This is a genomic window from Mesorhizobium sp., from assembly GCF_004963255.1.
In the GTDB taxonomy this organism is placed as follows: domain Bacteria; phylum Pseudomonadota; class Alphaproteobacteria; order Rhizobiales; family Rhizobiaceae; genus Mesorhizobium.
Map to the genome: position 1 here is coordinate 82,351 of NZ_SUGA01000021.1, position 22,287 is coordinate 104,637.

The following is a 22,287-nucleotide window of genomic DNA, read 5'->3' on the forward strand; positions in this document are numbered from 1 at the left end:
ATGAAGTCAAGAGGCTCATGCTGCTAATCGATTTAAAAAGGGCCGAATGCTTTAAGAAAGTGCAGTGCAGCAAGCTTTTTTGGCGCTGCAGCAGCAATTTTGGCTTCAAACACGGTCGATGCGCCTCTAAGGTCATCTCGTCTGGCAATTGCGCCAGCCATCATCGGATCGAACAAAATTGAAAGCGCTTTGAGGCTGGAGGCCTCCGATGAACCTCAAGCAACTGTCGCACATGCTGTCGCTTTCGCAGACCACGGTCAGTCGGGCATTGAACGGCTACCCCGAGGTCAGCGAGGAAACCCGGCGCCGGGTGATGGACGCCGCCAAGCGCCACGGCTACCGGCCGAACCCCAGCGCGCGCCGCCTCGCCACCGGCAAGTCGGGCATGATCGGCTATGTGCTGCCGACGGGCGCCGCCGTCGACATCGATCCGCATTTCGTCGAATTCCTCTCCGGCCTCGGCGACTATGCCCGGTCGCACGAGCTCGACCTGGTGCTGTCGCCCGCCGATGCCGACGATGAGGAGACCACCTACCGCCGCATCGTCGCCAACCGGCAGGTCGACGCCGTCTACATCTCCTCGCCGCGTCCGGCTGACCGGCGGCTGGCCCTGGTCAACACATTGGGCATACCTTTCATCGCCCATGGCCGCAGCGAAGGTTTGGATTTCGATTATCCCTATCTCGACATCGACAATGAGGGCGCCTTCCACGAGGCGGCGCGGCTGCTGCTTCAGCTCGGCCACAAGCGCCTGGCGCTGATCAACGGCAATGAGCGCGAGACCTTCGCCATCCACCGCGAGCGCGGCGTGCGCCGGGCGCTTGCCGCGAGCGGGATGACGCTCGGCGAGCGTCTCATCCACTCGGTGACCATGACCGAGGAAAACGGCTATCGCGCCGCCCGCCGCCTGCTTGAGGACAGTGAGCCGCCGACGGCGATCGTCTGCTCCAGTCTGATCATGGCGCTGGGCGTCGTGCGCGCCGTGCGCGACCTTGGCCTGACCATCCCCGGCGACCTGTCGCTAATTGCCCATGACGACGTCTTCCCCTGGCTGCGGCCGGAAAATTTCCCGGTGCCGCTGTCGACGACGCGCTCCTCGATCCGCCTCGCCGGCGCCCGCGTCGCCGAGCGCCTGGCCGCGCGGATTTCCGGGCTGGAGGAGGGAGCGCGCGGCGAGGTCTGGCCGGTCGATCTGGTGGTGAGGGGATCGGTGGCGGGTGCGCCGGTCTAGGGCAGGATCCAACAGCTTCGCCGACCACCCACTTCCGGGCACCGTGGGACAATGATCCGCCTTCGCCTGCTCCTGATCTTGGACGGCGACAACCGGTAAGCCAGGACTGTCAACCGGTCCTTCAGGGTGCACCTTTTGCCCACATTCCCGTTCACCGAAGCGGATCCAATCGAGTACCCTGGTCCTCCGCCGAAGGCTTCGGAGGTGGTGATCGTCGGTGGCGGCATCATCGGCGTAACGACTGCGCTTTTCCTTGCTGCTCGCAACATTCCGGTGACGTTGCTGGAAAAAGGCCGCGTCGCTGCCGAGCAGTCCTCGCGAAATTGGGGCTGGATCAGAAAGCAGGGACGGGACGCGGATGAACTGCCGATCGTCATCGAGGCCATCCGCTTGTGGCGGCAACTGGCCGAGGAATGCGGCGAAGACATCGGGCTCGCCCAGACTGGCGTGACCTATCTGGCGAACACCGACAAGGACATGGCCGGCTTCGAGGCGTTCATGAAGATCGCCGCGGCCCACAACCTCGACACACGTCTCCTGAACGCGGACGAGACCGCGAAACTCATCACCGGCATGTCGCGCAGGTTCAAAGGCGCCATGACGACGCCGTCCGACATGCGCGCGGAACCCTGGCTGGCGGTGCCTGCGCTGGCCAGGCTTGCCGTGCGAAAAGGGGCCAGGATCATCGAGAATTGCGCGGCGCGTACCCTTGACATCGCGGCCGGCAGGATCAAGGGCGTGTGGACCGAGGCGGGATATATCGACGCCTCCACCGTGCTGGTCGCGGGCGGCGCATGGTCCTCCCTGTTCCTGGCGCGGCACGGCGTGTCCATCCCCCAGCTCAGCGTCCGCGTCACCGTGGCCGCAACCGAGCCCTTGCCCGAGATCTATGCGGGCGCGGCCGCCGACGATCACATAGCCTTCAGGCGCAGGCAGGATGGCGGATACACGCTCGCCGGCGGCGGCAGCCACTTGCTTTACCTAGGGCCCGACGCATTCCGGCATGCCACCAAATACATTCCCGCCCTCAGGAACGATCCGTTCGGGGCGCGCTATTTCCCGTTCGCCCCGTCAGGCTACCCGGACGGCTGGTCGACGCCGCGCGATTGGGCGCCGGATAGCGAGAGCCCATTCGAGAGAATGCGGGTGCTCAACCCGGCTCCCGAACCAGCCCGGCTCCGTGCGATCGAGCGCAATTTCAAACAGCTTTTTCCCCAGTTCGAGAAAGCTCGCTTGAAGGTCGGCTGGGGCGGCATGATCGACGCCATGCCCGACGTCGTCCCCGTCGTGGATCGGGTCCAGGCGATCGGCGGTCTTTTCGTCGCGACGGGAATGAGCGGCCACGGCTTCGGCATCGGGCCCGGCATGGGTCGCGTCGTTTCCGACATGATCCAGGGAAACGACACCGGCCACGATCTCAGCCGCTTCCGGCTGCCGCGCTTCTATGATGGCAGCGCTATCCGGTTGGGGCCGGCGCTTTGAAGCTGCTGATCTCCCCCCTTGCAGGGGAGATGGCCGGCAGGCCAGAGGGGGGTGCTGTCCCGCCAACACAACAGATATGAGCAGCGACTACTTCGCCGCTCCCGCCGCCTTCGTATCGATCAACCCATAACCAAAGTCATTGTCCCGCCCCTTCGGGCCGAGATCCTTGGCCGTTCCCGCCAGCGCCTTCTCGATGTCGTCGGCCGAGCGTTCCGGCGCGGCATGGATCAGATTGGCGATGGCGCCGCTGACGATCGCGGCGGCGAAGGAGGTGCCGGTCACCACGTCCGAGCCGGCGCCGCTCGGCGCCACCATTTCCACACCCGGCGCCGAGATGAACACATAGGCGCCGCGGTTGGCCTGCGGCATCAGCCCGTCCTTGGCGTCGGTGGCGGTCACCGCGATGACGCCGTCGAAGGCGGCCGGGTAGCCATAGGGTGCCTTCGGGCCGTTGTTACCGGCAGCCGCCACCAGCACCATGCCCTCGGCGCGCGCATTGCGGCAGGCGGTGCCGAGCAGGTCGTTCTTCGGACCGACGAAGCTCATATTGATGATGCGCACATTCTGCTCGGCCGCCCAGTCGAGCGCCGACAGGATGACGTCCATGGTCGACTTGCCGCCTTCGAAGGCGCGCGCGTGATAGATTTTCGCGCCCGGAGCCATGCCTTCCAGCGGACCAACGCCGGCAATCAGCCCGTCGACCGAGGTGCCATGGTCGCGCTTCTCGATCGGCACGTTGGGCATGGCGTCATATTGGTCGGCGATGACGCCGGCAAGCGCGGGGTTGGTGTCGTCGATGCCGGTGTCGATGACGGCGACGCGCACATTCTCGCCGCTCGCCTGCTTTGAATCGAGCGCGATGCGGTCGAAGGCATAGTTCACGATGCCGGCCGCCTGCTGCAGCGTGTAGATATGGTTCGGCTCGCGCCGCTGCGTGCGACCGTCGGCGGCAAGCTGCGCCAGCACCACGCCGACAGGCCGCCCGTCGGTGATGCCGAAGCGCACCAGCGTCGAGCCGAGCAGCCGCGACTGGCGCTGCGAGCGCACCTGCAGGCCGAAGGAATTGGCGATCTGCTGCACCACGCCGGCATCGCCGGCCACCGTCACCAGCACTTCGTCGGGCACGAATTCGCCGGTAATGGCGCGCGGCGGCTCCGCCAGGTTGAGCCCTTGCGGCACCGTGACAGGCCCGCTCGGCGTCGGTGCGGGCGGTGGCGTGTTGGCGGAACCGTTCGAGGACGATTTTCCATTGGACGGCGCCGGCGTCTGCGGGGCAGCGTCCGCCGGTGGGCTCGGAAACAAGTCGACGATCAGCGCCGGCAGGAACACCGCGCCGCCCGCCGCAGCTTCGAGCGCCCCAGCGCCCTTTGTGTCCGCACCGTTCTCGTCGCAAACTCCGCCCGCTGCCGTCGTACGATTCAGGCAGTCGACCTGCTTTTGCGTCAGATTGGGGTCATTGGTCTGCGCGAACGCAGGCGCGGCGACCAATGTCGCCGCGAGGATTACCGCATGCAGAATGATCCTTGGTCCCGACGCAATTCCGGATAGAAAACTGCGGCGCACTTTTCCTGGAATTGCGTTAGCCGCCATCGGCCGGTTTCCTTCCCTGGATCACAGTATCCGCGAAAGGCTGGGCGGCAACAAGGCCGATGAGCCTGTCGTAATCGGCCGCCGTGCTGGCCGGGATCGTCAGGTGGAACACGCCGTCGGCGGTCGGTCCGCTGGCGATCTTCAGCCCGTTCTGCTCGAGGAAGGCGGCGATATCGGCCATCTTGGCATCCGGCTTGAACTTGACCAGGACGAAAGGCAGCTTCGCCAGATCGTGCTCGGCGCCGGCCACCTCGAAGTCGTTGCCCTTGCCGCCCGGCCGTTCGAAGGACTGCACGATGACCAGCGCCAGCAGCGCAGCGGCCGCCGCCCAGGCGACGCCGGCCGGCATCGCCGTCACCCGGCCGAAGACTTTCGCCAGCCAGGATTGGCCGGGCGCGCGCACCGGGCCGGCCTCCGCGTCGAGCGCCCTGGTGAAACGGCTTAGCGCATCGGCCGGCGGGCGGATCGCCTCGTTGGCGGCGGCGGTGCCGGAGAATTCGGCTTCCGCTTCGCCAAGCGCGGCCATCGCCGCCGGATCGGTGGCCAGCCATTCCTCGACGGCCTCCAGCTCGGCGCCTTCCAGCGAGCCGTTCAGGTAGAACGGCAGCAGCGTCTCCATCTCGTCGCGGCGCGACATCTTTTCAGCGGCGCTCATGGCCACCCCCTGTCGTAACCGGCGGCCTTGAGGGCTTCGCCGAGTTTCTTGCGGGCGTAGAACATCCTGGTCTTGACGGTCGCGACAGGAATATCGAGCACCTCGCCGATCTCGGTCACCGACTGGCCATGGTAATAGGCAAGGTCGATCACCGTGCGGTGCTCTTCCGGCAGGGCATCGACGAAACGGCGCAAGGCGGCGGCCTTGTCTTCCTTCATCGTGACGACTTCCGGCGTGTCGGCGCTGTCGGGGACCTGCGCCGCGTCATCGTCGTCGATCCAGTCTTCCTTCTTCTTGCGCAGCGATGACAGCGCCTTGAAGCGGGCGATGCCGAGCAGCCAAGTCGAAACTTCAGAGCGGCCCTCGAAGCCGGGCGCCTGCTTCCACAGCTCCAGAAAAACCTCGTTTGCGATATCGTCGGCCATCATTTCCGATCCCGTCTGGCGCGCCACGAAGCGGTAGATCCGCGCGTGGTGACGCATGAACAGGAGCCGAACGGCGGCCCGGTCGCCCTTCGCGATCCGGTCTACAAGCGCGCGATCGGTTTCCGTCGCCGCATTCATGGCCGGTCGAGCCGCCTGGCTCCTCGAAGCTCTGTCGCTGATCGGTCCAAAAAGGTTCACCCTCCGCCAAGGATTTTCGGAGGCTAACCGAAGAAAGGGGGCGTTGCCAGTAGGGGCGCTTTTCCTTCCCCCCTTGTGGGGGAAGGTGGCCGCGAAGCGGCCGGATGAGGGGTGTTCCAGGGAAAGCCAGCCTCCCACTCCGCTGGAACACCCCTCATCCGTCTCGGCGCTGCGCGCCGATCCACCTTCTCCCACAAGGGGAGAAGGAGAGGCCGCGCTTACCCCAAAAACACCTTCGCTTTCATCGTCTCGGGTATCGTCACCCCAAGCCGGCTCAGCACTGTCGGCGCGAGCTGCAGCTGGTCGAGCAGCGTATCGGCCTCGGGGCCTTTCGCAGGCCCGAAATAATAGAGCGCGAAATCCTGCATCTCGTCGTCATGGCCGCCATGGTGGCCGCGGTCGGTCTGGCCGTGGTCGGCCGTCAGGATCACTTCATAGCCGGCTTGGCGCCATTGCGGCAGGAAGGCGGCGAGCATGCCGTCCATGGCGTAGCAGGCATGGTCCATCTCGATGCAGTCATGGCCGAAGCGATGACCCATCGAATCCAGCGTGCAGGTGTGCAGGATGCCGTAGTCGATGCCGTGTCGCTTCACCAGCATGGTCAGCGTCGCGAACAGGTCGACGTCGCTCGGCGTCATCTGGTTCTTGAGATTGTAGCCAGTCATGGTGTGGAAGCGGCCATGCGTGATCGGCCCGCTTGGATCGTCGAACTCCATGTCCTCGACAAGGTCGAACGGAAAGCTGCGGAAGAATTCCGACCAGTAGGAATGGGTCACCGCGCCCGTCTTGCCGCCAGCTTTGCAGACCTCCGAGAAGATGTCCGGCTGCGTGACGCGAAAGCGGTTCTCGTTGGAAAGGATGCCATGCACCTGCGGCGTCACCCCGGTGTGGATCGAGGCGTAGCAGCAGGCCGAGGTCGACGGCAGCACCGAGCGCATCTTCCACACCTGCGCGTCGCCCGACTGCACCCAGCCCTCGAGATTGCCCATCAGCCGGCGCCAGTTCCGGTAGGGCACGCCGTCGAGGATGATGAGCAGCAGTTTGGATTTCAGCGCCACGGATAGCTCCATACGGACTGGCTGTTGAGATAGAGGCGCCGTGCGACCATCGGGCAGCACGGCGCTTCAGAACTATCAGATTGGCGACGACAGGGCGGGCCTAATTTCCGGCGCTCTCCATGCGCCGGCCCTTGATCGCCTTCTCCAGCCAGCCGATCTCCATCTCCGGCACCGAGGAGAGCAGCAGGTCCGTATAGGCGTCGAAAGGCGGCGTCAGCACCTTGCTCTTCGAGCCGTAGCGCACCACCTCGCCGCGATACATGACCGCGATCGAATCGGCGATCGACTTCACCGTCGCTAGGTCATGGGTGATGAACAGATAGGCTACCTTTTCGTGCTGCTGCAGGTTGAGCAGCAGTTTCAGGATGCCGTTGGCGACCAACGGGTCGAGCGCCGATGTCACCTCATCGCAGATGATCAGCTTCGGCTTGGCGGCGAGCGAGCGCGCGATGCAGACGCGCTGCTTCTGGCCGCCGGAAAGCTCGGCCGGATAGCGGTCGACGAAACCCTTGCCCATTTCGATCTCGTCGAGCAGCTCGGCGACGCGCTTGTCGCGCTCGCGCCCCTTAATGCCGAAATAGAACTCCAGCGGCCGGCCGATGATGGTGCCCACCGTCTGGCGCGGGTTCATCGCCACGTCGGCCATCTGGTAGATCATCTGCAGCTGCCGCAGATCCTCCTTCGGCCGGTCCGCCAGCCTGTTGGCGAGCGGCCTGCCGTCGAAGGTGACGGTGCCCTGTTCGGGCGGCAGAAGGCCGGTGATGGCGCGCGCCAGCGTCGACTTGCCGGAACCGCTCTCGCCGACGACGGCCAGCGTCTGTCCCGGATAGATGTCGACCGAGACATTCTTCAGCACCTTGACATGGCCGCCGCCATAGGCGGCGGTGACATTCTTCACCGACAGGAAGGGCGTTGTGCCGGGCTGTTGTTCCTTGTGCTCGATCTCATGCACCGAGACCAGCGCGTTGGTGTATTCCTGGCGCGGTTCCTTGATGATCTGCCGCGTGCCGCCCCACTCCACCAGCCGGCCATGGCGCAGGACCATGATCTCGTCCGACACCTGGGCGACGACGGCAAGGTCGTGGGTGATGTAGAGAGCCGCCACATGCGTGTCGCGGATGGCGTCCTTGATCGCCGCCAGAACGTCGATCTGCGTCGTCACGTCGAGCGCCGTGGTCGGCTCGTCGAAGACGATGAGGTCCGGCTCCGAGCAGAGCGCCATCGCCGTCATCACGCGCTGCAGCTGGCCGCCGGAGACCTGGTGCGGATAGCGCTCGCCGATCGTTTCGGGATTGGGCAGGCTGAGTTTCTTGAACAGCGCGACAGCCCGCTTTTCGGCCTCGGCGCGCGTCGCTGTGCCATGCAGGAGGGCCGCCTCGACCACCTGGTCGATCAGCTTGTGCGCCGGGTTGAAGGCGGCCGCCGCCGACTGGGCGACATAGCACACCTCGCGCCCGCGCAGCGCCCGCACGCCCTTGGGGCCGGCTTTCAGGATGTCGCGGCCGTTGAGGATCACCTCGCCGCCGGTGATGCGCACGCCGCCGCGGCCATAGGCCATCGACGACAGGCCGATGGTCGATTTGCCGGCGCCAGATTCGCCGATCAGGCCGAGCACCTTGCCCTTTTCCAAGGTCAGCGAGACGTCGTGGACCAGCGTGATCGTCTTCGGCGCTTCGCCCGGCGGGTAGACGGTCGCCTCGATGCGCAGATTGCGAATATCGAGGAGCTTGCCTGAATTTGCCTTGGTGTCGGCCATCAGCCGCGCCCTCCCTTCAGGCTCGTCGTGCGGTTGAGCACCCAGTCGGCGACGAGGTTGACCGAGATCGCCAGCACCGCGATCGCGGCCGCCGGGATCAGCGCCGCCGGAATGCCGAAGACGATGCCGTCCTTGTTTTCCTTGACCATGCCGCCCCAATCCGAATCCGGCGGCTGCACGCCGAGGCCGAGGAAGGACAGCGCCGACAGGAAGAGCACCGCGAAGATGAAGCGCACGCCGAGCTCCGCCACCAGCGGCGACAGCGCATTGGGCAGGATCTCGCGGAAGATGATCCAGGCCTTGCCTTCGCCGCGCAGCTTCGCCGCTTCGACGAAGTCCATGACGTTGATGTCGACGGCGACGGCGCGCGACAGGCGGTAGACGCGGGTGGAATCGAGGATGCCCATGACCAGGATCAGCGTCAGCGTGTTGGTCGGCAGCACCGACAACACGACGAGGCCGAAGATCAGTGTCGGGATCGACATCAGAAGGTCGACGAAGCGCGACAGCAGCGTGTCGAACCAGCCGCCGAAGACAGCCGCCGTGAAGCCGAGGATCGAGCCCAGCGAGAAGGACAGCGCCGTCGCCGCCACCGCGATCTCCATGGTGATGCGCGCGCCATAGATCATGCGCGAGATCAGATCGCGGCCGAGATTGTCGGTGCCCAGCCAATGCGCCGCCGACATCGGCTCCCACACGTCGCCGACGATCTCGCCATTGCCATGCGGCGCGACCCAGGGCGCGAAGATGGCGCAGAACGCAAAGAAGCCGGTCAGGATCAGTCCGATCCAGGCGGTGAACGGGATTTGTCGTAGCGCCATTCGCTTCAGTTTCCCCTCTCTTGCATCCGGCCCGTCATTTCGGATGCCCCCGTCATTTCGGATGCCTGAGCCGCGGATTGGCCACGATGGCTGCGATATCCGCGACGATGTTGAGCGTGATGTAGACCGCGGCGAAAATCAGGCCGACCGCCTGCACCACCGGCACGTCGCGCTTGGCGACATGGTCGACCAGATATTGTCCCATGCCCGGATAGACGAAGATCACCTCCACCACCACGACGCCGACGATGAGATAGGCGAGGTTGAGCATGACGACGTTGACGACCGGCGCGATCGCGTTCGGGAAAGCATGCTTGCGGATGATGTCGAAGGGCTTCAGACCCTTGAGCTCGGCCGTCTCGATATAGGCCGACTGCATGACATTGAGGATCGCCGCGCGCGTCATGCGCATCATATGGGCGAGCACCACCAGGGTCAGCGCCGTGGCCGGCAGCACCACGGCCTGCAGCCTTTCCAGGAACGGCGTGGAGTCGTCGACCGTCGAGATGCTCGGGAATATCTGCCAGTGCACCGCAAACACGAAGATCAGCACATAGCCGATGAAGAATTCCGGGAACGATGTCGAGGCGAGCGCCAGGCCGGAGATCAGCTTGTCGACGAAGCCGTTGCGGTAGCGCACCGCGATCAGCCCAAGGATGACCGCCAGCGGCACAGCGACGATCGCCGCGCAGGCTGCCAGGAAAAGCGTGTTCTTCAGCCGGGTGCCGATCGAGCTTGCAATGTCGAGTCCGCTCGACTGCGCCGTGCCGAAATCGCCATGCAGGATGCCCCACAGCCAGTGCACGTAGCGCAGCCATGCCGGGTCGTTGAGCCCGAGCTGTTCGCGCAGGTTCGCCAGCGCCTCCGGCGTTGCCGACTGGCCGAGGATCGCCTGGGCGACATCGCCCGGCAGGATCTGCGTGCCGGCGAAGATCAGCACCGAAACGGCGAACAGAAGAACCAGGCCCAGCAAGATACGCTGAGCGACCAATCTCAGGATCGGAGACGACATCGGCTACCTGCAACGGTGAAGAAGGGACGGTGCCCGCCTTTCAGGCAGGCCATGAAAGCCGGAAAGGGCCGGCTCGCGCCGGCCCTTCCTTATCCTTCGTCAGGCTTGCAGCCAGCACTCGATCAGTGCGTGGCCGTTGCTGAGTTCCTGCGCAGGGTTGTCGACCCAGCCTTCGACGCCCTTGCCGGTCGCGTCGACGAACTGGTTGAAGAACGGCACGATCAGGCCGCCTTCGTCACGCATGATCTCGCCCATGTCGCGGTAGATCTTCTTGCGCTTGGCTTCGTCGAGCTCGCCGCGCGCCGCAAGCACCATCTTGTCGAAGTCCGGCCGCTTGAAGCGCGTGTCGTTCCAGTCGGCAGTCGAGAGATAGGCGGTCGAATACATCTGGTCCTGAGTCGGACGCCCGCCCCAGTAGGAGAGCGAGAAGGGCTGCTTGTTCCAGACTTCCGTCCAGTAGCCATCGCCCGGCTCGCGCTTGATCTCGATCTTGATGCCGGCCTTGGCGCAGCTCTGCTGGTAAAGCTGGGCGGCGTCCACGGCGCCCGGGAAGGCGACGTCGGACGTGCGCAGCAGGATCGAGCCGCTATGGCCCGACTTCTTGTAGAGTGCGGCGGCTTTTTCCGGATCGAACTTGCGCTGCTCGAAATCGTCTGCGAACAGCGGATAGGCCTTGTTGACCGGCATGTCGTTGCCGACCTCGCCGTAGCCGCGCAGGATCTTGGTCAGCATTTCCTCGCGGTCCATGGCAAGCTTCAGCGCCATACGAAGGTCGTTGTTGTCGAAGGGCGCGGTGTCGCAGAACATGTTGAACGGATAGAAGCCGCGGCCCGAGGCGGCGCGGATGGTGACGCCGGGCAGCCGCTTGACCAGGTCGACGATCTTCGGTTCGACGCGGTTGATCATGTTGACCTGGCCGCCCTGCAGCGCCGCCATGCGGGCCGTCGGATCGTTGACGACGATGATCTCGACCTGGTCGGCATGGCCGTATTTGTCGGCCTGCCAGTAATTGGCGAAGCGTTCGCCGCCATGCTTCACGCCAGGCTGGTTGACGGTGACCTTGTACGGGCCGGTGCCGATGCCGGCATCCGGCTTATCGTTGCCGCCATTCGGCTGGATGATCAGGTGATAGTCCGCCATCAAATAGGGGAGGTCGGCGTTCGGATCCTTCAGCGTGACCACGACATTGCCGGCATCGGCCTTGATGGTATCGATGCTCTTCAGGACTCCCAGCGCGCCCGACTTGGATTTTTCGTCGCTGTGGCGCTTCAGCGTCGCCACCACGTCGTCCGGCGTCACTTCCTTGCCATTGTGAAACTGGACGCCCTTGCGGATTTTCATCGTCCAGGTCTTGGCATCCTTCGAGCTGCCGATCTCCTCGGCGATGAGATATTCGACGCCGCCGCCCGGCGCGAGCTCGACCAGCGTTTCGCCCCAGCACTTGCCGAAGGCGAACGGAACCTGGCTGAGGAAGGTCGCGGGATCGAGGCTGTTGGTGGATTCACCGCCCTGCAGGCCGGCTTTCAGCGTGCCGCCCTTGACCGGGCCGGCAGCGCGCACGGCGCTGGAGAGCAGCGAGTTGGCGAAAGTGGCGGTGACGCCGAGCGCCGCGGCGCGACCGAGAAAGTCGCGACGGCTGAGTTTTCCGGCCGCGACTCGCCGGCTGAGATAGTCAAGTTCGTTGGACATTATGGTTCCTCACTCTGGGTATGCGACCTTATGGTCGTTTCTTGCTGTTGGAGGAGATAATGACCGTAAGGGAAAGCGGCAGGCAAGGCCGAATGCGACATGCGGTGGCGTAAATCGCACGTCGCATTTGGACCAATCTCGCCTCGGCTCAAACCCGGGAGCGGGGAATCGTCTGCTCGAAATCGCGTTCGAAGACCAGCTTGTCGCCCTCATAGGCTTCGATTCTGGCGCTGACGATGAAGCTCTCTGCGTCCGATCGCATGTCGGCAAAGGTTTCGGTCCGCACCGACCATTTATCGCGCGACAATGTCTGCGTCCAATGCGTGGCTCCGGTGGCCGACAGCGGATCGTCGGGATGGATCGCCCATGTCTCACGCACGATGCTGCCATTGACCAGCCCGTGGTCGAGATCGCGCAGTTCGCCGAAATCGTCGGTTATGGAAAGCGTGACCAGGCCGGTCTTTTCGTCGCGGTCGACATGGCGTTCGGAACACGCCGGCCGGATGGTCTCGGTCGCCCAGGGCGTCGCGCCTTCCGGCTCGGGAAACGAAACCTCATTGCCTTTCGCCAGCGGACGCAGCGGCAGCTTCAACGTCGCCTGCGCCAGATCAAGCCGCACCAGCTCCGGCGAGGGCCAAATCATCGGCCAGTAGGCGGTCGAAACGGCGACGCGCAATTTGTGGCCGGCCGGCACCCGGTAGGCGCATTGGTCGAGCACGACGCGCGCTGAAACCGTCTCGCCGGGAACCAGGGCCTGCGGCAACTCATGCGAGTCGCGGTGGGTCAGATTGAGCACGCCGTAGGAGATAAGCTCCGAGGCGCCGTCCGGGTGCACGTCGCAGAGACGCACCGCGATGTTGGCCTGCGGCCGATCAGAGGCAAGCCGGACCTCTAGTTCCGGCGCGCCGACGATGTCGATCGCTTCAGTAAGCTCGGGCTGGTCGAAACAGACCGACAGCGCATCGTCGGACCGCTGGTCGCCGGGCAGTTCCGGCCCGAAGGTGAAGGGAAAGTATTCGCCGCCGGCAAGGCCGCAGGTCTGCGGCGAAGCGACGATCAAGGGCTTGGTGCCTGCCGATATGAGCTCGATCGCTTCAATCTTGATGTTTGAGGACGGCCATTCCTGCTCCGCGATCCAGCGGCCCGGACGCTCCGGGTGCCAGCGCGCCGGCCGCACGCTGTCCATGACATAGGCGCGGTAGGCCGGATCGGCGTCGACGCCGGTTTCCGCGCCCTTAAGCCAGCGGTCCCACCAGCGCAGCGCTTCCTGCAGGAAGCCGATTGCCGGATTGGGCCCGGCGTAATGCGGGTATTTGTGGATCCAGGGGCCGACAATGCCTTTTACCGGCGACTGGATGTTGGTGACGAGATGCGAGATCGTGTTGCGGTAGCCGTCATGCCAGCCGCCGATCGACAGCACGGCGGCTTTGACCGCTGAAAAATCCTCGCAGATCGAGCCGCGCTTCCAATAGGCGTCGCGGTGCTGGTGGCCGAGCCAGAGCGGCAAAAGGAAGGGCTGGTTCTCCAGCCGGCTCAGCCACAAATCGCGCCAACGGTTGCCGCCGGCGATCGCCGGATCCGGCGGCCGCGACGAGTAGGACAGCATCGTCGAGGCCCAGCCGAAATTTTCCAAGAGCAGGCAACCGCCCTTGTAGTGAATGTCGTCGGCATAGCGGTCGACGGTCGAGCACAGGCTGATCACCGCCTTCAGCGCCGGGGGCTGTTTCGCCGCCACCTGCAGGCAGTTGAAGCCGCCCCAGGAAATGCCCATCATGCCGACATTGCCGTTGCACCAGGGCTGCGCCGCCGCCCAGGCGATGACGTCGCAGGCGTCCTGCAGTTCCTGCTCGGAATATTCGTCGTCCATCAGCCCTTCGGAATCACCATTGCCGCGCATGTCGACTCGGATCGAGGCATAACCGTGCCCGGCGAAATAGGGATGGGTGAGCTGGTCGCGAAAAATGGTGCCGTCGCGCTTGCGGTAGGGCAGATGCTCGAGGATCGCCGGCACGGGATTGTCGGCCGCATCCTCGGGCATCCAGATGCGCGCCGACAGCCGGCAGCCATCCGGCATGACGATGCCCATATCGGGAAATTCGACGACTTTGCGGGGGAATTCTGTGACGGTTTTCATGCGGGCACATGATGAAGCCCGCGCCGTTGCGTCGTGGGCCAGCCGGCGAAATCGGCTGGTCAATCCGCGTCAGTTCAGCGGAATGTCGTTCTCCGCCTTGCTTGCCTGGTAAGCGTCGGACAGCTCGTCATAACGCTCCGAAATCCTGCCGATGCGCGCCTCCAGCCGCTCACGTTCGGCCTCCGGCAATGCCCGCACCAGCCGGCGGATCGAGAAGCTTTTCCAATAAGCGTTCTCAGCATTGTAGCCGCCGGGGTCGAGGGTGAAGACCTCTTTCAGGATTTTCAGGTCGTGCGGAATGGCGAAGCTGTCGCGCGAATCCTCGTGGCTGAAGAGATAGTAGAAATTGTCGAAGCCGGTCCAGGTGATCGCTGACAGGCAGAGCGAGCAGGGTTCGTGCGTGGCGAGAAACAACGCATCCTTGGTGTCGACGCGCTCGGCCTTCGGCATCTCATAAAAACGCTTCAGGCAATGCACCTCGCCATGCCAGAGCGGATTTTCCATCTCATTGTTGGTCTCGGCCAGCACCAGCGAGCGGTCGTCCTTCCTGAGGATCGCGGCGCCGAACAGCTTGTTGCCATGCGCGACGCCTTGAGCCGTCTTCGGCACGATGTCGTGCTCGATCACGTCGAGCAGGCGGTCGATCAGCGAAACGTCGGTCATGGGAAAGCTTTCAGGGAAGGTGGATCTCGTAGGGATGCGAGAAATAGAATTCTTCGAGATTGGAGCCGTCGCCGCCGCGGTCGACGATGACGAAATCCTGTTCCTCGCCGATCGGCGTCAGCACGCCGTGCCACAGGTTGCGGCGGTAGTTGATGCCCTGTCCGGGTCCGGCGAGGAAGGCGTGCGGCTCACCCGGGCCGTCCTTGGTGTCATGGCAGACGACCACCAGAAAGGGCCGCGGCGACAGCGGGATGAAAGCCTGGCTGCCGAGCGGATGGCGCTCGACCATGGTGAGCTTGAGCGGCATCTCGTAGGGCGTGCCGCGCACCATCGAGATCAGCACGCGCGCGTTTGGGCCGGCCGCTACGGCAGTGGCGAGGTCGTGATAGCGCATCGCCTTGCCGCCATTGATCGGGTAGCGGTTGTCGCCGCCCATGTCGATGACGTCGCCGAACGGCGCAAAGGTCTCGCGGGTCAGTGGCTTGGCAACGATGCGGCTCACCGCGCCTTGCCTCCAAGGTAGCCGCCGCCAAGGTAACCGCCAAGCCTGGCGTGGCGGTTGACGTCCTTGTAGAGCAGATAGCGGAAATTGCCGGGGCCGCCGGCATAGCAGGCCTGCGGGCAGAAGGCGCGCAGCCACATGAAATCGCCGGCCTCGACCTCGACCCAGTCCTGGTTGAGGCGGTAGACCGCCTTGCCTTCCAGCACATAGAGCCCGTGCTCCATGACATGGGTCTCGGCGAAGGGTATGACCGCGCCCGGCTTCAGGGTGACGATGGTGACATGCATGTCGTGGCGCATGTCAGCCGGATCGACGAAGCGGGTCGTTGCCCAGCGCCCTTCCGTGCCCGGCATTGGGCTCGGCGCAACGTCCTGGTCGCTCGAGAAGAAGGCTTCCGGCACGTCGAGGCCGTCGACTGCCTCATAGGTCTTGCGGATCCAGTGGAAGCGGGCGGCGGCGGCGCTCTCGTTGCGCGCCGTCCAGCCGCTCGCCGGCGGTACGAAGGCGAAGCCGCCGGGGGCAAGCACATGCTTTTTGCCGGCAAGTGAAACGGTGATCTCGCCCTCGACGACGAACAGCACGCCCTCGGCGCCGGCGTCGAGTTCCGGCCGGTCGCTGCCGCCGCCCGGCAGGACCTCGACGATATATTGCGAAAACGTCTCGGCGAAGCCCGAAAGCGGCCTTGCAATGATCCAGGCCCTCGTCTCGTTCCAGAACGGCAGCGGGCTGGTGACGATGTCCTGCATCACGCCCTTCGGAATGACCGCATAGGCCTCGGTGAAGACGGCGCGGCCGGTCAAAAGCTCGTTCTGACCGGGATGGCCACCCTGCGGCGCGTAATAGGTTCGCTCGGCAGTCTTGATCATATCCATGGGGTCCTGACCCTCAGAGCAATTCCAGTGTAAAGGGGTTGGGTTCGGCGACTTCGCCGCAGCCTTCCGTCCGGAATTGCGCAAAAACAAACATCAGAGTGGGAGCATGTCTTTCAGGCGAAGCAGTGCGATGCGTTCGACCTGTTTGCAGGCGGTTTCCAACTCGGTGCCGCGGCTGTTGCCGATCCGCGCCTCGAACTCCGCCAGGATTTCGTCCTTGCTCTTGCCCTTGACCGCGATGATGAAGGGAAAGCCGAAGGTGGTGACATAGGCGGCGTTGAGTTTCGAGAACAGCTCGCGCTCCTTGTCGGTCAGCGCGTCGAGCCCCGCGGAGGCCTGCTCCCTGGCCGATTCCGGCGTCAGCCGCTTGGCCGCCGCCAGCTTGCCGGCAAGGTCCGGATGCGCGTTGAGCACGGAAAGACGTTCGGCCTCCGTCGCCGCGCGGAAGACCCGGCAGAGCGCGTTGTGCAGGCCGCCCGCGCTGTCATGCGCGGGGCCAAGCTCCAGCTCGTAGGCGCGCTCGGCGATCCAGGGCGAATGCTCGAACACGCCGCCAAAGGCGTGCACGAATTCCTCGAATTCCATCCGCGAGGGACGCAGCGCCGGTGCCTCGTAGGGATGCGTTTCGCGCCAGTGCCTGGCGATGTCTATGCGTCGCGTCAGCCAGACCTTGTCATGCGACTTCACATAGTTGACGAAGCGCTTCAATGCGGCGACCCGTCCAGGGCGGCCGACCAACCGGCAGTGCAGGCCGATATTCATCATGCGCGGCCGGCCTGCCTTGCCCTCGGCATAGAGCGTGTCGAAACTGTCCTTCAGATAGGCGAAGAACTGGTCGCCGGAGTTGAAGCCTTGCGGCGTCGCGAAGCGCATGTCGTTGGCGTCGAGCGTGTAGGGGATGATGAGCTGCGGCGTCTCCAGCCCGTCGCGGTCGAACCAGTAGGGCAGCTCGTCGTCATAGGTGTCGGAGACATAGTCGAAGCCGCCTTCCTCGGCGACGAGCCGAACCGTGTTCACCGAGGTGCGCCCGGTGTACCAGCCGGTCGGGCGCGCGCCCGTCACTTCGTAATGCAGCCTAATGGCCTCGTCGAGGTCGCGCTTCTCATCCTCAGCCGCATGGTCGCGATAGTCGATCCATTTCAGCCCGTGCGAGGCGATTTCCCAGCCGGCCTCCTGCATCGCCGTCACCTGGTCGGGCGAGCGCGCCAGCGCCGTGGCGACGCCGTAGCAGGTCACCGGCACCTCAGCTTCGGTGAACAGCCGGTAGAGCCGCCAGAAGCCGACCCGGGCGCCGTACTCATAGATCGATTCCATGTTCCAGTGGCGCTGGCCGACCCAGGGCGCTGCGCCGACGATCTCGGACAGGAAGGCTTCCGAGGCCTTGTCGCCGTGCAGCACGCAATTCTCGCCGCCTTCCTCATAGTTCACGACGAACTGCACCGCGACATGCGCGCCGCCAGGCCATTTCGGGTCCGGCGGATTGGCCCCGTAACCGCGCATGTCCCTATCGTAACGCATTGTCGCTCCTGCCCGATGGTTGAGATGAAGATATCGAAAGGAGCGCGCATGCATTCCCCCGAAAATTTTTGAAAGTGCTTTTTGCCGCACTCCGCTCGACCGGGGCTTATGCATCGCCTTTAATTGGCGCACAATTGACCTGAAATTGTACCGGGATGGGAGGCCGCCAGTGGCAGAAACGTCGAAAGCCGATGGCGGGCGCCTGACGACCCATGTGCTGGACACCGCGACCGGACGGCCGGCAAAAGGCCTGTCGATCGAGCTTTTCCGCATCGACGGCCAGAACCGCACCCACCTCAAGACCGTGGCCACCAATGATGACGGCCGCTGCGACGCGCCACTGCTGGCCGGCGCCGAGTTCCGCACCGGCGAATATGAGCTTGTCTTCGCCGCCGGCGACTATCTGCGCGGCCAGGGCACCAACCTGCCCGAGCCCGCTTTCCTCGACATCGTGCCGATCCGCTTCGGCATGGCGGAAGAGCGGCACTATCATGTCCCGCTCTTGATTTCGCCCTATGGCTACTCGACCTATCGGGGGAGCTGAGACATGGCCGATACCAAGATCCGCAACGAGATACGTTTCATCCTGAACGGCGGCGACGTGGCCCTGAAAGACGTCGCGCCCGATGCGACGCTGCTCGACTGGCTGCGGCTCAACCGCTCGCTGCGCGGCACCAAGGAAGGCTGCGCCGAGGGCGACTGCGGCGCCTGCACGGTGCTGGTCGGCAAGCTCTCCTCCGAAGGCCTGGTCTATGAAAGCGTCAATGCCTGCATTCGTTTCGTGGGCTCGCTCGACGGCACCCATGTCGTCACCGTCGAGCATCTGCGCGAGCCTGGTAAGTTGCACCCCGTGCAGCAGGCGATGGTCGATTTCCATGGCTCGCAATGCGGCTTCTGCACGCCGGGCTTCGTCATGTCGCTCTACGGGCTCTGGATGAAAACGCCCGATCCGTCCAACGCCGTGATCGAAAAGGCGCTGCAGGGTAATCTTTGCCGCTGCACCGGCTATGAGGCGATCATGCGCGCCGCGCATGCCATTTCGAGCTACGGCAAGGCGGCGAAGGATCCGCTGGCGGTGGAGCGCAAGGACATCACCGCGCGGCTGAAGGCATTGCGCGATGGCGCGAGAGTCGAGATCGGGTCGGGCAAGGCGCGGCTGATCGTGCCGGCCGGCGTCGACGACTTCGCCGCCGTGCTCGAGAAGGACCCGGGCGCCACCATCGTCGCCGGCTCGACCGATGTCGGCCTTTGGGTCACCAAGCATATGCGCGACATCTCGCCGGCGATCTTCATCGGCGGTCTCGACGGCCTGCGCGCCATGTCGGAGAAGGACGGCGTCATCACCATCGGCGCGGGCGTAACCTACACCGAAGCCTTCGAGACGCTGTCGAAACGCATCCCGGCCTTGGGACCGCTGGTCGACCGCATCGGCGGCGAGCAGGTGCGCAACATGGGCACGATCGGCGGCAACATCGCCAACGGCTCGCCAATCGGCGACACGCCGCCGCCGCTGATCGCGCTCGGCGCGCAGCTTACCCTGCGCAAGGGCAAAAAGCGCCGCACGATCCCGCTCGAAACCTTCTTCATCGCCTATGGCAAGCAGGACCGTCAGCCCGGCGAATTCGTCGAGGCAGTCCACGTGCCCGTGCCGGCACAGGGCGAAAAGTTTGCCGTCTACAAGGTCACCAAGCGCCGTGACGAGGACATTACGGCGACGCTCGGGGCTTTCTATCTGACCCTGGCAAAAGACGGTACGGTGGCCGATATCCGCATCGCCTATGGCGGCATGGCGGCGACGCCGAAGCGCGCCCCAGCGGTTGAGAAGGCATTGATTGGCAAGGTTTGGAACGAAGCGACCGTGGAGGCGGCCATGGCCGAATACGCCAGTGACTTCACGCCGCTCACCGACATGCGGGCGAGCGCCGAATATCGGGCCTTGGCGGCGAAGAACCTTCTGCTGCGCTTTTATGCCGAGACGACCGGCACCAAGGCGCCGCTCCAGGTTTCCCGCAGCGAGGCGGCCTGATGACCAAGCATGTCCCTAACCTCAAGGCGCAGAAGATCTCCGGTGGCGTCGCCAGCGACCAGCGCCACGATTCAGCGCACAAGCATGTCAGTGGCACGGCCGTCTATATCGACGACATGCCGGAGCCGGCCGGCACGCTGCATGGCTGCCTCGGCCTGTCCGCCGCGACGCATGCGACGATCACGAAGATGGACCTCTCGGCCGTGCGCGCCGCGCCTGGCGTCGTCGATGTGCTGACGGCAAAGGACGTGCCGGGCGAGAACGATATTTCACCCACCGGCCGTCATGACGAGCCGGTGCTCGCCGACGGCAAGGTCGAGTTCTACGGCCAGCCGATCTTTTGCGTCATCGCCGAAACACGCGAGCAGGCCCGCCGCGCCACCAGGCTGGCCAAGGTCGAGTACGAGCAGTTGCCCTTCGTCACCGACATAGGCGCGCTCGACCCGCGCAAGGACAAGCTTGTCACGCCGCCGCTCACATTGAGGCGCGGCGATGCGGCGGCGGCGATCAAGGCAGCGCCCCGCAGGCTCAAGGGCAAGATGCGTCTCGGCGGCCAGGAACACTTCTATCTCGAAGGCCACATCGCCATGGCCGTCCCCGGCGAGGATCAGGACGTCACCATCTATGCCTCGACCCAGCATCCGAGCGAGGTCCAGCATATGGTGAGCCATGCGCTGGGTATCCCGAGCAACGCCATAACGGTGGAGATCCGCCGCATGGGCGGCGGCTTCGGCGGCAAGGAAACGCAGGGCAACCAGTTCGCCGCACTCGCGGCCATCGCGGCCAAGCGCCATCATCGTGCGGTCAAGATACGGCCCGATCGCGACGACGACATGACCGCCACCGGCAAGCGGCATGATTTCCTGATCGACTACGAGGTCGGCTTCGACGACGACGGCAACATCCTCGGCGTCGACTTCATGTTCGCCGCGCGCTGCGGCTTCTCCTCGGACCTCTCCGGCCCGGTCACCGACCGCGCGCTGTTCCACTGCGACAACACCTATTTCTGGCCGGCGGTGCACGCCCAGTCGGCGCCGCTCTACACCAACACGGTGTCGAACACCGCCTTCCGCGGCTTCGGCGGCCCGCAAGGCATGATCGGCGCCGAGCGCGTCATCGACGAGGTGGCCTTTGCTCTCGGCAAGGATCCACTGGAGATCCGCAAGAAGAACTTCTATGGGGCGAGTGGCGACAAGGAGGGCGACCGCAACGTCACGCCCTACCACCAGACGGTCGAGGACAATGTCATCCAGCGCATCGTGGCCGAGCTGGAGGCGAGCTCGAACTATGCGCGGCGCCGGCGCGAGATCAGCGCTTTCAACGCCAACAGCCGCTTCATCAAGCGCGGGCTGGCGCTGACCCCGGTCAAGTTCGGCATCTCCTTCACCGCAACGCACTACAACCAGGCCGGCGCGCTGGTGCATGTCTATACCGACGGCTCGGTTCACCTGAACCATGGCGGCACCGAGATGGGGCAGGGCCTCTACCTAAAGGTGGCGCAGGTGGTGGCCGAGGAGTTCCAGATCGACCTCGATCAGGTGAAGATCACCGCGACGACCACCGGTAAGGTGCCGAACACCTCGGCCACCGCGGCATCCTCGGGTTCCGACCTCAACGGCATGGCGGCGCAGAATGCCGCCCGCCAGATCAAGGACCGGCTGACCAACTTCGCCTCGGAAAAGTACCAGGTGCCGCGCGACCAGGTGCTGTTCCTGCCCAACCGGGTCCGCATCGGCAATCAGGAGATACCGTTCGGCGATCTGGTCAAGCAGGCTTATATGGCCCGCATCCAGCTGTCGGCTGCCGGCTTCTACAAGACGCCAAAGATCCACTGGAACCGCGACAAGGGCGAGGGCCGCCCCTTCTACTACTTCGCCTATGGCGCGTCCTGCTCGGAGGTCTCGGTCGACACGCTGACCGGCGAATATGTGGTCGAGCGCACCGATATATTGCATGAGACCGGCCGCTCGCTGAACCGCGCCATCGACCTCGGCCAGGTCGAGGGCGGCTTCATCCAGGGTATGGGCTGGCTGACCACCGAGGAACTGTGGTGGGACGAAAAGGGCCGCCTGCGCACCCACGCGCCGTCGACCTACAAGATACCGCTCGCCTCCGACCGGCCGAAGATATTCAACGTCACGCTGGCCGACTGGTCGGAGGCGAATGAGCCGACCGTGCATCGCTCCAAGGCCGTCGGCGAGCCGCCTTTCCCGCTCGGCATGTCGGTTCTGCATGCGCTTTCCGACGCCGTCGCGAGCGTCGCGGACCACAGGATCTGCCCGCGCCTCGACGCGCCGGCGACACCGGAGCGTGTCTTGATGGCGATCGAGAGGCTGAAGCGGGAGGCCAGGCAGCCGGCCTGAATCTGCCTAAACGTGCAAATCGAGGGGCAAAACGTTATATTTCCAGAATGGAAATGCAGACGATGAACTCGAAAGTACAAGATCTGAAGGCGTTCCTCGGCCAAACCGGCCGTGTTGCCCTCGTCGAGGTCGCGGCCACCAAGGGCTCGACGCCGCGCGAGGCCGGCGCCTTCATGCTTGTCTCGGCATCGGCCATTTTCGGCACTATCGGCGGCGGCCAGCTCGAATATATGGCGATCGACAAGGCGCGGCAGATGTTGCGCTCCTCACCCTCCCCCTTGTGGGGAGGGTC

19 protein-coding genes are annotated in these 22,287 nt (G+C 64.7%); 6 read left to right on the forward strand and 13 right to left on the reverse strand.

Features of this window, described 5'->3' with window-relative positions:
• The first annotated feature begins 208 nt into the window (after window positions 1-208).
• Both E5X34_RS20865 and E5X34_RS20870 read left to right on the forward strand, forming a co-directional pair.
• Entirely contained in the window at window positions 209-1,231 is a 1,023-nt protein-coding gene (locus E5X34_RS20865; protein ID WP_292568452.1) for a substrate-binding domain-containing protein, read from the forward strand.
• A gap of 135 nt (window positions 1,232-1,366) precedes the next feature.
• Entirely contained in the window at window positions 1,367-2,713 is a 1,347-nt protein-coding gene (locus E5X34_RS20870; protein ID WP_292568454.1) for an FAD-dependent oxidoreductase, read from the forward strand.
• An 87-nt stretch (window positions 2,714-2,800) separates the two neighbouring features.
• Here the strand turns inward: E5X34_RS20870 and E5X34_RS20875 are convergent, their stop codons facing one another.
• The 13 genes from E5X34_RS20875 to puuE all read right to left on the reverse strand — a co-directional run bounded on the left by E5X34_RS20875 (window position 2,801) and on the right by puuE (window position 17,606).
• On the reverse strand, window positions 2,801-4,303 hold the full coding sequence (locus E5X34_RS20875) for a S8 family serine peptidase (RefSeq protein ID WP_292568456.1): 1,503 nt from the start codon (window positions 4,301-4,303) through the stop codon (window positions 2,801-2,803).
• Window positions 4,293-4,958 (reverse strand): anti-sigma factor, encoded by a 666-nt coding sequence (locus E5X34_RS20880; protein ID WP_292568459.1) that lies wholly within the window; start codon window positions 4,956-4,958, stop codon window positions 4,293-4,295. The genes E5X34_RS20875 and E5X34_RS20880 overlap by 11 nt, the downstream gene beginning before the upstream one ends.
• On the reverse strand, window positions 4,955-5,521 hold the full coding sequence (locus E5X34_RS20885) for a sigma-70 family RNA polymerase sigma factor (protein WP_292568461.1): 567 nt from the start codon (window positions 5,519-5,521) through the stop codon (window positions 4,955-4,957). Before E5X34_RS20885 ends, E5X34_RS20880 begins: the two co-directional genes overlap by 4 nt.
• A gap of 278 nt (window positions 5,522-5,799) precedes the next feature.
• Window positions 5,800-6,639 carry an alkaline phosphatase family protein gene (locus E5X34_RS20890; protein ID WP_292568463.1) on the reverse strand — a complete coding sequence of 280 codons (840 nt, stop codon included), beginning with the start codon at window positions 6,637-6,639 and terminating at the stop codon, window positions 5,800-5,802.
• Between the two features lie 100 nt (window positions 6,640-6,739).
• Complete coding sequence (locus tag E5X34_RS20895) at window positions 6,740-8,395, reverse strand: ABC transporter ATP-binding protein (protein ID WP_292568465.1); 1,656 nt, start codon at window positions 8,393-8,395, stop codon at window positions 6,740-6,742.
• Entirely contained in the window at window positions 8,395-9,216 is an 822-nt protein-coding gene (locus tag E5X34_RS20900; RefSeq protein ID WP_042645242.1) for an ABC transporter permease, read from the reverse strand. The genes E5X34_RS20895 and E5X34_RS20900 overlap by 1 nt, the downstream gene beginning before the upstream one ends.
• Window positions 9,217-9,268: 52 nt before the next feature.
• Window positions 9,269-10,228, reverse strand: coding sequence for an ABC transporter permease (locus E5X34_RS20905; RefSeq protein ID WP_042645241.1), 960 nt, complete (start codon window positions 10,226-10,228; stop codon window positions 9,269-9,271).
• A 99-nt stretch (window positions 10,229-10,327) separates the two neighbouring features.
• Complete coding sequence (locus E5X34_RS20910) at window positions 10,328-11,917, reverse strand: ABC transporter substrate-binding protein (RefSeq protein ID WP_292568467.1); 1,590 nt, start codon at window positions 11,915-11,917, stop codon at window positions 10,328-10,330.
• Between the two features lie 148 nt (window positions 11,918-12,065).
• On the reverse strand, window positions 12,066-14,051 hold the full coding sequence (locus tag E5X34_RS20915) for a CocE/NonD family hydrolase (RefSeq protein WP_292568469.1): 1,986 nt from the start codon (window positions 14,049-14,051) through the stop codon (window positions 12,066-12,068).
• A gap of 69 nt (window positions 14,052-14,120) precedes the next feature.
• Window positions 14,121-14,714, reverse strand: coding sequence for a nucleoside deaminase (locus E5X34_RS20920; protein ID WP_292568471.1), 594 nt, complete (start codon window positions 14,712-14,714; stop codon window positions 14,121-14,123).
• A gap of 10 nt (window positions 14,715-14,724) precedes the next feature.
• Window positions 14,725-15,216 (reverse strand): ureidoglycolate lyase, encoded by a 492-nt coding sequence (locus E5X34_RS20925; RefSeq protein ID WP_292568473.1) that lies wholly within the window; start codon window positions 15,214-15,216, stop codon window positions 14,725-14,727.
• Window positions 15,213-16,088, reverse strand: coding sequence for a bifunctional allantoicase/(S)-ureidoglycine aminohydrolase (locus E5X34_RS20930; RefSeq protein ID WP_292568475.1), 876 nt, complete (start codon window positions 16,086-16,088; stop codon window positions 15,213-15,215). The genes E5X34_RS20925 and E5X34_RS20930 overlap by 4 nt, the downstream gene beginning before the upstream one ends.
• Window positions 16,089-16,181: 93 nt before the next feature.
• Window positions 16,182-17,606 (reverse strand): allantoinase PuuE, encoded by a 1,425-nt coding sequence (gene puuE / locus E5X34_RS20935; protein ID WP_292568477.1) that lies wholly within the window; start codon window positions 17,604-17,606, stop codon window positions 16,182-16,184.
• Between the two features lie 169 nt (window positions 17,607-17,775).
• Between puuE and uraH the strand changes: the two genes are divergently transcribed.
• The 4 genes from uraH to E5X34_RS20955 form a co-directional block, all read left to right on the forward strand.
• Window positions 17,776-18,150: a hydroxyisourate hydrolase gene (gene uraH / locus E5X34_RS20940; protein WP_292568479.1), complete on the forward strand. Its 375-nt coding sequence runs from the start codon at window positions 17,776-17,778 to the stop codon at window positions 18,148-18,150.
• A gap of 3 nt (window positions 18,151-18,153) precedes the next feature.
• The gene (xdhA, locus tag E5X34_RS20945) at window positions 18,154-19,632 is read left to right on the forward strand and encodes a xanthine dehydrogenase small subunit (protein ID WP_292568481.1); all 1,479 of its coding nucleotides are present in this window, start codon (window positions 18,154-18,156) and stop codon (window positions 19,630-19,632) included.
• Window positions 19,632-21,995 (forward strand): xanthine dehydrogenase molybdopterin binding subunit, encoded by a 2,364-nt coding sequence (xdhB, locus tag E5X34_RS20950; protein WP_292568483.1) that lies wholly within the window; start codon window positions 19,632-19,634, stop codon window positions 21,993-21,995. Before xdhA ends, xdhB begins: the two co-directional genes overlap by 1 nt.
• Before the next feature lie 62 nt (window positions 21,996-22,057).
• The coding region (locus E5X34_RS20955) for an XdhC family protein (RefSeq protein ID WP_292568485.1) at window positions 22,058-22,287 on the forward strand (230 nt) is incomplete at its 3' end.